Here is a 12,485-nt window from a genome sequence, read left to right as displayed (position 1 = left end):
GGCTAAACAAATACTATTGATTATTTTACTGATACAAACTCTGGGTAAGCGCCAACACCACAATCGTGCATGTCCATACCTTCTAGCTCTTCGTCTTCACTTACACGGATACCGATTGTTGCTTTAAGTACAGCCCATACCGCCAGGCTCGCACCGAATACCCAAGCAAAGATTACTGCTGCACCGAATAGTTGTGCACCGAATGTAGCGTCTGTATTGCTTAGTGGCACAGCCATTAGACCGAAGAAACCACATACACCGTGCACTGAGATTGCACCTACTGGATCATCAATCTTAGCTTTATCTAGAGCGATGATGCTGAATACAACCAATGCGCCAGATACCGAACCAATTGCTACTGCAAACAGAGGTGATGGTGATAGAGGGTCTGCAGTGATTGCTACTAGGCCAGCCAACGCACCGTTGAGAATCATAGTGAGGTCCGCTTTACCCCAAGTTGTCTTACATACTAGTAGTGCTGCGATTGCACCTGCTGCTGCTGCTGCGTTGGTGTTAAGGAAGATTTGACCCACTGCTGTTGCGTTCTCGAAATCTGAAACCATCAGTTGAGAGCCGCCATTGAAACCGAACCAACCAAACCAAAGGATGAACGTACCTAATGTAGCAAGTGGCATGTTTGAACCAGGGATTGGGTAGATTTCACCGTTTTTACCGTATTTACCTTTACGAGCACCAAGCAGTAAAACACCCGCTAAAGCTGCTGCTGCACCCGCCATGTGTACGATACCTGAGCCTGCAAAATCACTGAAGCCTGCTTCTGATAGGAAACCACCACCCCAAGTCCAGTAGCCTTCCATTGGGTAGATAAATGCTGTTAGTACTACAGAGAAGATTAGGAATGACCAAAGCTTCATACGTTCAGCTACTGCACCAGATACCACAGACATTGCGGTTGCAACGAATACTACCTGGAAGAAGAAGTCTGATTCTAAAGAGTGGTCGGCGCCTTCACCTTGAGTACCAATCAGAGTACCGAATGATGGTAACCAACCGCCTTCGCCATTATCGACATACATAATGTTGTAACCAACGACTAAGAACGCAGTACATGCAATCGCGTACAAGCAGATATTCTTAGTTAAAATCTCTGTGGTATTCTTTGAACGAACTAGGCCAGCTTCTAACATTGCGAAGCCTGCTGCCATCCACATTACCAACGCACCTGAAATGAGGAAGAAAAAAGTGTCTAGTGCGTAACGTAGTTCCGTTACTGTTGTTGTAAGTTCCATATTAAAGTCTCCAGTCCTTGTAATTCTTTAAAGTGCTTCTGCATCCATTTCACCAGTACGGATTCGTACAGCTTGGCTTAGGTCATACACAAAAATCTTACCGTCACCGATTTTCCCTGTGTGTGCCGCTTGGCTGATCGCTTCAACAACTCGGTCAACGTTTTCAGCTTGAGTAGCAATCTCTAGCTTCACCTTTGGCAGGAAGTCGACTTGGTATTCCGCACCACGGTATAATTCAGTGTGTCCTTTCTGACGACCAAAGCCCTTAACTTCAGAGACCGTCATACCTTCAATACCCACATCAGACAGCGCTTCACGTACGTCATCTAATTTGAATGGCTTAACAATGGCATTTATTAGTTTCATATTCGTTCCTTAAATTCTTCACTAATTCCGTTAATTCTCTTATTACAATCCAAGTTGTGTGCCAAGAATTTAACTTGTTGATTTTTAATAAGATGGTGATGATTAAGCGCTAATAACAAAAAAGGTCGCACCAATTTGGTGCGACCTTTTCACTATCTTAATGCGTGGCTCTATTATTGCTCCAGTTTTGGGCAACGGAGTCCTAAGCACTGTTATAACAACGGCTAGTACCCTAGAAACTCAACCCAGCGCTCGATTAGCAACTCGAAGTCGTCAATTCCACAGCTTGCTTGGCTCTCACAGTTGTAAAAGTCGAACTCACTGCCCTCTTCCATTTCTTGCTCATGACCTAACACGTTTTCTTGAATCGTTACTTCATCTTCATTGATCGCTAGGCTAATCTCTTTGCCAAGCAGCGTCACTTCATTGCTCAGATCCTGTCGTGATTGCTCGATAAGCGCCATCACATGATCTAATTTCTGCTTATCTTTACCGATCTCTTCTTGTAACCAGCGGCCTACGATTTCATGTCCCATGCTGCATTTCACGTAGTACTCACCCATCAGAGTGTTTCTTGTAAATTCGAATTCCATAGTGGCTCCACGCAGTAACTGCAGACAGGGTTAAAAATGAGGCGAGAGTATATAGCGAAGTGATAAATAGGTCGAGCTACTCATCCCCCAACATTCAGACATAAAAAAACGCCTTCTACGAATAGAAGGCGTTTAATCAATTATTTAGCCAGTCAGCGATTAAGCTGGTTCTTGGAAGATAACCGTGTCCGCTTTCTCCGTGTACTGACCCATTTTATGGAAGTTCAGGTAACGGTATGTGTCTGCAGCCGTTGCATTGATCTTATCCGCGTACTCTAGGTACTCTTCTTTCGTTGGAATACGACCAAGAATCGCACCAACCGCAGAAAGTTCAGCAGATGCTAGGTAAACGTTAGCACCTGTACCCAAACGGTTCGGGAAGTTACGAGTAGACGTAGACATTACTGTCGACTTGTCTGCAACACGCGCTTGGTTACCCATACATAGTGAACAACCCGGAGTTTCGATACGAACCCCAGCACGACCGAAGATACCGTAGTAGCCTTCTTCTGTTAGCTGGTCTTTATCCATCTTAGTTGGCGGAGCCACCCATAGACGAGTGCTTAGCGAGCCGTTGAACTCTTCAAGCATCTTACCTGCAGCACGGAAGTGACCAATGTTGGTCATACAAGAACCGATGAACACTTCTTGGATCTCTGTGCCTTGAACGTCAGAAAGAAGACGAGCATCATCTGGATCGTTTGGTGCACATAGGATTGGCTGATCGATGTCAGCAAGGTCGATTTCGATAACGTGAGCGTATTCAGCATCTGAATCGGCAGACAGCAACTCAGGGTTCGCTAGCCACTCTTCCATTGCCGTAATACGACGCTCGATAGTACGAACATCACCGTAGCCTTCAGCGATCATCCACTTAAGCATAACGATGTTTGAGTTCAGGTACTCTTCGATAGACTCTTGAGACAGCTTAACTGTACAACCTGCAGCTGAACGTTCAGCTGAAGCGTCAGAAAGTTCGAACGCTTGCTCAACAGATAGGTGCTCAACACCTTCGATTTCTAGCACTCGACCAGAAAATTCGTTGATCTTACCTGCTTTCTCTACGGTTAGTAGACCTTGCTTGATGCCGTATAGAGGGATTGCATGTACTAGGTCACGTAGCGTGATACCTGGCTGCATTTCACCTTTAAAGCGAACCAAGATAGATTCAGGCATATCAAGAGGCATAACACCTGTTGCTGCCGCGAATGCAACTAGACCAGAACCCGCAGGGAATGAGATCCCTAGAGGGAAACGAGTATGCGAGTCACCACCTGTACCTACAGTATCAGGAAGAAGCATACGGTTTAGCCATGAGTGGATAACACCATCACCAGGACGTAGTGAAACACCGGCACGGTTCATGATGAAATCAGGTAGCGTATGGTGCGTGTTAACATCAACTGGTTTCGGGTATGCCGATGTATGACAGAAAGACTGCATCACTAGGTCAGCAGAGAAGCCAAGACAAGCAAGGTCTTTAAGCTCATCACGCGTCATAGGGCCAGTAGTATCTTGAGAACCTACTGTCGTCATCTTAGGCTCACAGTATTGACCTGCGCGAACGCCTTCAACACCACATGCTTTACCAACCATCTTCTGAGCTAGTGTGTAGCCTTTATCAGATGCAGATGGATCAACAGGCTTAGCGAATAAGTCTGTTTCTTCTAGACCAAGAGAAGCACGAGCACGACCTGTTAAACCACGACCGATGATAAGTGGGATACGACCACCAGCACGAACTTCATCCAGCAATACTTTGCTTAGTTCGAAGCTAGAGATCTCTTCACCGTTTTTACGTACAACACCTTCATATGGGAAAATATCGATAACATCGCCCATGTTCATGTTTTGAACGTCTAATTCAATCGGAAGTGCGCCTGAATCTTCCATCGTGTTGTAGAAGATTGGAGCAATTTTACCACCAAGACAAACACCGCCAGTGCGCTTGTTTGGTACGAACGGGATATCTTCACCCATGAACCAAAGTACTGAGTTCGTCGCAGACTTACGAGAAGAACCTGTACCAACAACATCACCTACGTAAGCAAGCTGAATGCCGTCTTTTTGCAGTTCTTCGATTTGAGCGATTGGGCCAACCGTACCTGGTTGATCTGGGTTGATGCCATCACGTTCCATCTTCAGCATCGCTTTTGCGTGTACTGGAATATCTGGGCGAGACCATGCATCAGGTGCTGGAGATAGGTCATCGGTGTTCGTTTCACCAGTGACTTTGAATACTTTTACAGTGATCTTTTCAGCGACTTTATCTTTCGCTGTGAACCATTCTGCATCAGCCCAAGATTGAAGAACTTGTTGCGCTGATTCATTACCAGCTTTTGCTTTCTCTTCTACGTCGTAGAACGCATCAAACATCAGTAGAGTGTGAGACAGTGCTTTCACAGCGATTGGAGCAAGCTCAGCATCATCAAGTAGAGATACTAGAGATTCGATGTTGTAACCACCTTGCATAGTACCAAGCAATTCTGCTGCTTTTGCTTTGCTTACTAGTGGAGATGCTACTTCACCTTTAGTGATAGCCGTTAGGAAGCCCGCTTTTACATAGGCAGCTTCATCTACGCCTGGTGGAATGCGGTTTTCTAGTAGGTCAAGAATGGTTTCTTCTTCACCTTGAGGTGGATTCTTCAGAAGTTCAACTAGGCCAGCTACCTGCTCAGCATCTAGTGGTTTAGGAACAACTCCTTCGGCAGCACGTTCTTCGACGTGTTTACGGTAGGCTTCAAGCACGACTTTTTTCCTCTCATTGCGGTTCACTTCTCACCTTCATAATTGTTAGTAAAATAAAGAAGTGAACATCCTTGGAAACTTGGCTCTCCATTGCCATTTTTGTCATTCAATTTGTATTGATGAGCGGCGTCATAGAGGCCAAACTGTGGGCGGTAGAATAGCAAATTTAACGTTAAATTAAAATCTTATCATTTTGACCAACATAGCAAGTTAAGACGAAAGTCCCACTATTTTTGCCTATTTACGCAGTTAAATAACGACTCCGCGCATGATTATTTGTAAGACGTACCAACAATCAAGTAAACCGAATCGTAGTTATCTTCCGTGCGTCCATAAGCTAATATGATTGGTCCAATCGGGGAATCCACACCGGCAAAAACCGAGCCTGCGGTGTACATCGGCGCTTCATTAAGCTTCAAATCATTGTTCGACCAAACGCCACCATGCTCGATAGATGCGCCCACGTAGAACGGTGATTCAAAGAGACCGAAATCATTTTCAAACCACTTATAACGATAAATCAGACTGGTGTACGCCAAGTTCTGACCGATTAAGCTGTTTCTCGGGATACCAGACAGGTTTAAGAAGCCACCGAGCTCTCTAGGGTCAATAGGAAAGACTGAGTTTTTGCTCTCTACAATGCCATAATCGACTTTTCCGACTAAAGTATGTCTTTCATAGCTTTGCGCTGCCATGAAATTGGCTGAGAATTCATAAACGGTATCACTCTCTGAGGTTAACTCTGTGTCGTTGATCTCCGTATCGTTTTGAAAATCATCATGAGAGACAAGGTATTCCAAATCAACGAAATAACCTTCGGTTGGCAAACTGAAGTTATCTAACGTGTCCAATCGATAACTAATAAAACCACCAATACGTGAGTAGCCGCCACTTCCCAATGAAGGTAACGAAGCGACTTCTACGTCACCGTTAGTATAGCGAGCACCAAACTTTAGCTCTTGCCACAGAGTAGGCTGATAACCTAACGCTAATTCACCGATGTATTCACTGTATGTCATTGGGAAATAATCGTTAGTTACATCGAGTGTCGGCTCTTCAATTTCATCAATATCGACAGGTAAGTTTCGATTTTGCTTACTGTAGACAATCGAGGCAGAGGTAAATAATTTCTGACTTGAGAAAAACGGCGAGTAAAGCTCCGCCTCAATTCGCTTATCCGTTCCCATCTCAACATTTGTTCTTAATTCAGCGCCATGTGAGTTGATATCGGTAAAATTGGCCGAGACACCAATAGAATATTGACTTGTCGTAGAAAAATCGTCTTCGAGGAAGAATCGAAAGTTGAGGTAATTAGGTCCCCAAGACTTTTCATCCACATTAACCGTAAGTTGATCTTCACCATCAACGTTTTCGAACTCATAAGTCACCAACTCAAAGCGATCCAACGCATAAAGGTCTTGCACCTTTGCCTCGATTTCGCTGGTTTTGAGAACCTTGCCTGAATGAAGGTTCAAACGGTTTTCGAGCAGCTTATCTGAGTAGTGGGTATTGTTATTAATGACCACTTTATCTACCACGGTTTTATCACCATGCTTCAGCTGCCTGCGAGCTTTTTGTTTGTCTTCGATATAGTGTTGGTAATCAGCATTCGAGAGCGACAACTTAGAAAGCTCAACAGAGTGCTGCTTCGCTGCCTCGTAACCGGCTTCGTAAGCTGATGGCATTTTATCGAACTCGGTCGTTTCCATTTGCCCAACATCAGGCTGGAGGAATACATCGTTGTCTTTGAGTGTCTCGGCTTGTTCCTGGGTACTACGTTGAACAAGGTAATTGGAAAGTTGGTCTGCTGCGGCTAAAAAGGTCGTGAAGTCCTCTTTGCCTTTGTAGTTGGTACTGATATCGACTGCAATAATGATATCTGCGCCCATCGCCCTTGCTACATCAACCGGCATATTGTTGGTTACGCCACCATCAACCAGCATTCGACCATCGACTTCATAAGGAGGCAGAGCACCAGGTACCGACATACTCGCCATCATGGCATCGACAAGGTGGCCGTGGTCAATCACGACTTCTTCAAGTTCAATAATGTCGGTTGCGACGGAGCGATAAGGAATGGCAAGATCATCGAAAGAGTCGAGTGGCGACAAGTTACCTGTGGTTTCACGCAGAATACGCAGCATATTCTGGCCTTGTACCACGCCTTTTCTGGCTTTGATTTCTCCCCAACCTAAACCAAGATCGGTATTCAGTTGGTAGCGGTCTTCATACTCTTTATCTCTTACACGACGATCGCTACGGTTTACACGGTCTCGGTAACCGCGATTCCAATCCACCGTATAGATAAAGCTTTCAATCTCGTCTGCGCTCATCCCTGTCGCATAAAGACCACCAACGTATGAACCCATGCTGGTACCGGTAATATAATCAACCGGGATTTGCATCTCTTCGAGCGCTTTAAGTACGCCAATATGGGCAGCACCTTTTGCACCGCCGCCCGCTAAAACAACAGCAACCGTTGGCCTCTTATGAGCTTGTTCAAGTTCCACATGCTCGGATGAATCAACCTGTGCCGCAGTCGCTGCGAACAGTTGAAAACTGATCACAGTACCGACCATACCTAAGCAGCTCACTAACCAACGAGAAATCATTATTTAAACTGTCCTTGTCATTGTTTTCTGTTATGACTTTACCATTGAAAAAGCTTCTTTAGCCACTGTTTTGGTTGACTTTCACAGCTCTTTTTAATGTTTCCATTTTCATCCCAAACCGGCAATTTAACTGCGCCATCACAGTCAAACTCCAACGCACCGTCAGACGTACGAGTGAAGCTCGCGGTTGCGATTCCGGTTGGCCATGGCAGTAGTAGCTGTTCAGGCGTTCTCTGCTTCAAGTAATCAGCGTAGACACGCAATGCACCACTAGAACCAGTAAGCTTTGTCGGTTTATTGTCATCACGTCCAAGCCAGATGGTTGTTACTTCGCGCCCATCAACACCCACAAACCAACTATCGCGGCTGTCATTACTGGTACCTGTTTTACCGGCCAGCCCTGCCCATGCAAACTGGTTCTGTAGGAATCGCCCCGTCCCTTCCGATACACCACGTTTCATTGCGTAAGTGGTTAGCCAAGCGGCTTGCTGATCAACGCGCTGCGATACTCGAGGGATTGATTGGTATAAAACCTCACCGTCACTATCAACCACTGAGCGGAGCGCAGACAAAGGTGCGATACGGCCGGAGTTAGTGATCGTCTGGAACATCTGAGACACTTGGAATGGTGTCAGAGAGAACGCCCCCAAAAACATCGATGGTACTGGGCGAATTTCATTTTTATCGACACCCAGTTTACCTATGGTATCGGAGACCTTATCAATGCCTAACTGCATCCCTAGACGCACAGTTGGTACGTTATAAGACTTAGACAGTGCCACATATAAAGGCACTTCTCCGCGGAACTTACGGTCAAAGTTTCTCGGGCTCCATACGCTGCCCTTACTGCCTTTCAAGCTGAGCGGCGTATCCATCAAGGTCGTTGCCAAGGTGTACTTTTCTGGCTGCTCAAGTGCGGTTAAATAAACCGCTGGTTTCACCAAAGAACCGATAGGACGGCTTGCATTCAAGGCACGGTTAAAGCCGTCATAGCCAGTACGCTTGCCACCGACCATCGCACGGATTTCACCAGTGTTTCTATCTACCGCGATCGCTGCAGCCTCTAATTTATCACCTGCCGTTTTCGATAGCTCAGGCACCTTGCGAGCAATCGACTTCTCTAGCTTGTCTTGCGAAACCGGATCCAAAGAGGTGAATACACGTATCCCTTTCTTAGCTTGGAACCTATCACCAACATACTTTTTCAGCTCGATATTGACCTGTTGGAAATAAGCAGGCTGACGGCTGGCAATGCGCGGATTGTCCTGGATATCCAAATCACGGCTTGCTGCTTCTTCATATTGTCTTGGGGTCAAAATATCTTGTTGCATCAACAAGCGCAGAACCAGATCGCGTCGAGTTTTAGCGCGCTCAGGGTAGCGAACCGGGTTGTAATACGATGGTCCTTTCACCATGCCCACCAGCAAAGCTAACTGGTCGATACGCAGTTCTTGAATCGGTTGGCCGAAGTACAAGCGCGAAGCCAAACCAAAGCCGTGAATGGCTTCACCGCCATTTTGGCCAAGATAAACCTCGTTTAAGTAAGCCTCCAAAATACGGTCTTTGCTGTAACGATGATCCAAGATAAGTGCAATATAGGCTTCACGAATTTTACGCCAAAGCGTACGTTCACTAGATAGGAACAGGTTTTTCGCGAGCTGCTGTGTCAGCGTACTACCACCTTGTACAGTGCGCCCAGCCTTGACGTTAACCACCATCGCACGAGCAATCGCTAGAGGTGAAACACCATCGTGCTGATAGAAGTTTCTATCTTCCGTCGCCAACAAGGCATCAACCATCACCTCTGGAAATTGGTTACGTTTTAAGAACAGACGTTGTTCATCGTTACTTTTCTCAAGCATGCCCAACATCTTAGGTTCGACACGCAAATACCCCATGTCGCCTTTCTTCTCTAGCGACTGAATACGAGTTAACTCATTACCATTGAAGTGCAGCATCACGTGACGATCGGCTTCCGGCCCATCGACAAACTCGAACGGACGACGAATCATCTCAATTTTAGTTGATGAAGATGAATACTCACCAGGATGACGAGGGGAGCTCACCTTACGATAATTCAGCACATCCAGTTCATTCTTCACCTGAACAAGGCTGACCTGAGTACCTGGAGATAAATCCAACACACGCGCATAAACAACCGTTGGTAAATCAAACAGCTGGCCTTCAAAGCGCTGCTTCACCACAGAGTCAAGATAGATACCAACAAACAATAGCAATGCAGCCAGTGCTAGGCCCGCTTTCCACGCGATGCCCCACAAGATCTTTAACCAACCTCTGTTACCCGCCTTTTTCGCTTTTGACTTGCCTTTCTTGGCCGTCGCTCTCGGCTTTCTTGGTTTCGCTTTGGTCGCTGGTGACTTCTTTGCTGGCGCTTTTTTAGGTGGTGCCTTTTTTGGCGTTAACATTTTGGTCATCATCGGTTCAACTGTCGTTTGGTTTTAGTGGTTGCAACATGGTTAGCAGGGTCATCAGGCCAAGGGTGTTTTGGGTAACGACCTTTCATCTCTTTTTGCACTTCTTTGTACGCGCCAGCCCAAAAGCCAGCTAAATCCTGAGTAATTTGTAATGGGCGCTGTGCAGGAGAAAGTAATTCAAGCACAACCTTTTTACGCCCTTGGGCTATCAATGGTGAGTCTTGTTCACCAAAGACCTCTTGCATTCGAACCGAGATCACGGGTTCAGATTGATACTGGTATCGGATCGCTTTTTTACTGCCTGTAGGCATCAGATAATGTGTTGGCAGCCACTGGTCAATCTCTTGATTCAGAGGCCAACCGAGATACGCCGACAGTGCCTGCTCAATCGAAACGTTTGCCAGCCCTTTCGCAGATTTAACGCCGTTCAAATACGGCGATAACCAAGTATCAAGATGTTCTACTAGGCTCGCGTCATCCATCGCAGGCCAATCATGTTCTGGCATCCAAAGCTGAGCGCAACGCACGCGTTCAACAAGTTGCTTCGCCGCTGGCGTCCAATGTAAACGGTCCAGCCCACATCGAGAGATGTAATTCAACAGCGCTTGGCTAATCTGACTTGCGTCCGGCTCAGGTAAAGCCTTAGTGCTGATAACAAGCTTACCCAAAGCAACTCGCTGCTCGGCAACTAATTTGCCACGTTTTTCATCCCAGTCGGCATAATCGGAACAAACAAAAAGCTTAGGAAACGCGTCTTCTAACTGTGTAATATCAACGGGGGTCGCTAAGAAGATCTGACTAGCACGCCCGGTGCTACGCATCAAATCAATCACCACGATATAATCATTGTTTGCCAATGGATCATCATCACGCACCTCTGCACCGTGACCGTTCGCTAACAGAAAAGCATTACTATTGGCACTTCTTGCTTGAGCAATTCGGTCTGGGAATGCAAAACAAAGCACCAATGGTAGCAATGATTCGTCAAGTTGTGACAAATCTAAGTGATGATTCAGTTTGCTAGCGAGGTTTTTCGCTCGCTGCATCACAACGCTATTTTTCGTGTGCTTTCTCTGCTTTAGCCTATGTAGCGAATGCTGAATATCCGAGACATTGCGCTCTGGCTCTTCCAACAACGCAGCGGCAACAATAGCAACATTCAACATGGCTTGGCTGCCCTGCTGCGCTTTGATCAGCATACTGGCGATACGCGGCTCAATACCTAATCGCTGCGCTTGCTTACCTAACGAAGTAAACTGACCATGGGTGTCTAATAGCTCAAGGCTTTGCAACAATTGCCTAGCTTGCTCTATAGAGGCACGTGGCGGAATATCAAGCCATTGCAGTTCATCCGCATTTGCAGCGCCCCACTGGGTCAACTCTGCCACCAGCGAGGAGAGGTCTGAATGGAGAATTTCCGGTTCAGGTACAGCAGGTTGCTGCATTAACTGCGTTTCGCTGTACAAACGAACACACAGCCCTTCTTCAATTCGCCCAGCACGACCCGCGCGCTGCTCAGCGGAAGATTGTGAGATTTTGACTTGCTCGAGCTTAGTGATACCAGTTTTCAAATCAAACTTAGCGACTCTTTCAAGCCCTGAGTCCACCACTAATCGAATACCTTCGATAGTCAAAGAGGTTTCAGCGATATTGGTAGCCAATACCACTTTGCGGCGTCCTTTCTCCGATGGTGCAATCGCCTGCTGTTGCTGAGAAAAGTTAAGCTGCCCGTATAGAGGGCATACATCAATGTCACTGGCTAAGTTCTCTAACTGAGCTTCCACCTGCTTTATTGCAGACACTCCAGGTAAGAACGCCAATAGTGACCCCGACTCCTTCTCCATCAGAGAACGAATCACATTAGCCATTTTAGGCGCCAAGTAATCGTTAGTACCCAAAGGCTGGTAACGGAATTCAACCGGAAAGGTGCGACCTTGCGACTCAACATACTCAGCCTCTGGCAACAAGGATTGCAGAGCTTGCTGATCTAAGGTAGCCGACATCACTATCACTTTAAGATCGTCACGTAGCGCTTCTTGGATCTCCAAGCTAAACGCCAGTGCCGTATCCGCATGAATACTGCGCTCATGGAATTCATCGAAGATCACCATATCGACCCCAGTCAGTTCAGGGTCAGTTTGGATCATTCTGGTCATGATCCCTTCGGTAACGATCTCTAAGCGAGTTGCACTACTGGTTTTAGATTCGCCACGAACTCTAAAACCGATGCTCTCCCCCACCTTCTCTCCCAATTGGCTCGCCAAGTAAGCCGCAATATTTCTTGCAGCCAACCGCCTTGGTTCAAGCATGATGATTTTGCCTTGAACGGCTTTGGTCTTAACTAACTGTAAAGGGAAGAATGTTGACTTACCCGCACCGGGAGCGGCCTTTAGAATAAGTTGAGTGTGTGTTTCTAAGCCAGCGAGCAGATCTGGCATCACAGCTTCTATGGGCAGTTGTGGCAATGGGAGAACCTTGTGG

General features: G+C 46.4%; 7 protein-coding genes. All 7 read right to left on the bottom strand.

The genetic code is table 11. From position 1 onward, the window contains the following. Positions 1 to 20: 20 nt before the first annotated feature. The gene (locus F0232_RS15100) at positions 21 to 1,250 is read right to left on the bottom strand and encodes an ammonium transporter (protein ID WP_004738202.1); all 1,230 of its coding nucleotides are present in this window, start codon (positions 1,248 to 1,250) and stop codon (positions 21 to 23) included. A gap of 27 nt (positions 1,251 to 1,277) precedes the next feature. Continuing rightward, positions 1,278 to 1,616, bottom strand: coding sequence for a P-II family nitrogen regulator (gene glnK, locus F0232_RS15095; protein WP_004738200.1), 339 nt, complete (start codon positions 1,614 to 1,616; stop codon positions 1,278 to 1,280). A 224-nt stretch (positions 1,617 to 1,840) separates the two neighbouring features. Further along, positions 1,841 to 2,209 (bottom strand): YacL family protein, encoded by a 369-nt coding sequence (locus tag F0232_RS15090; RefSeq protein ID WP_061032487.1) that lies wholly within the window; start codon positions 2,207 to 2,209, stop codon positions 1,841 to 1,843. 159 nt (positions 2,210 to 2,368) lie between these two features. Continuing rightward, complete coding sequence (acnB, locus tag F0232_RS15085) at positions 2,369 to 4,957, bottom strand: bifunctional aconitate hydratase 2/2-methylisocitrate dehydratase (RefSeq protein WP_061032486.1); 2,589 nt, start codon at positions 4,955 to 4,957, stop codon at positions 2,369 to 2,371. A 272-nt stretch (positions 4,958 to 5,229) separates the two neighbouring features. Then, positions 5,230 to 7,569 carry a patatin-like phospholipase family protein gene (locus tag F0232_RS15080; protein ID WP_105057573.1) on the bottom strand — a complete coding sequence of 780 codons (2,340 nt, stop codon included), beginning with the start codon at positions 7,567 to 7,569 and terminating at the stop codon, positions 5,230 to 5,232. A 38-nt stretch (positions 7,570 to 7,607) separates the two neighbouring features. Next, on the bottom strand, positions 7,608 to 10,007 hold the full coding sequence (mrcB, locus tag F0232_RS15075) for a penicillin-binding protein 1B (protein ID WP_061032484.1): 2,400 nt from the start codon (positions 10,005 to 10,007) through the stop codon (positions 7,608 to 7,610). Further along, a complete protein-coding gene (gene hrpB, locus F0232_RS15070) occupies positions 10,004 to 12,442 on the bottom strand; it encodes an ATP-dependent helicase HrpB (protein WP_253821961.1) in 2,439 nt (812 codons plus the stop codon). Before hrpB ends, mrcB begins: the two co-directional genes overlap by 4 nt. Between the last annotated feature and the right edge of the window lie 43 nt (positions 12,443 to 12,485).

This window comes from Vibrio sp. T3Y01 (assembly GCF_013114525.1).
Taxonomy (GTDB): Bacteria; Pseudomonadota; Gammaproteobacteria; order Enterobacterales; family Vibrionaceae; genus Vibrio; species Vibrio chagasii_B.
Note: the sequence above shows the minus strand (reverse complement) of the source record. Positions and strands in the feature narration are given on the sequence as shown.

What these genes read in the sequence shown, in the direction of transcription:
- F0232_RS15100 (WP_004738202.1), bottom strand. Translation starts at nt 1,250, where the DNA reads ATGGAACTTACAACAACAGTAACGGAACTACGTTACGCACTAGACACT.
- glnK (WP_004738200.1), bottom strand. Translation starts at nt 1,616, where the DNA reads ATGAAACTAATAAATGCCATTGTTAAGCCATTCAAATTAGATGACGTA.
- F0232_RS15090 (WP_061032487.1), bottom strand. Translation starts at nt 2,209, where the DNA reads ATGGAATTCGAATTTACAAGAAACACTCTGATGGGTGAGTACTACGTG.
- F0232_RS15080 (WP_105057573.1), bottom strand. Translation starts at nt 7,569, where the DNA reads ATGATTTCTCGTTGGTTAGTGAGCTGCTTAGGTATGGTCGGTACTGTG.
- mrcB (WP_061032484.1), bottom strand. Translation starts at nt 10,007, where the DNA reads ATGATGACCAAAATGTTAACGCCAAAAAAGGCACCACCTAAAAAAGCG.
- hrpB (WP_253821961.1), bottom strand. Translation starts at nt 12,442, where the DNA reads ATGCCAGATCTGCTCGCTGGCTTAGAAACACACACTCAACTTATTCTA.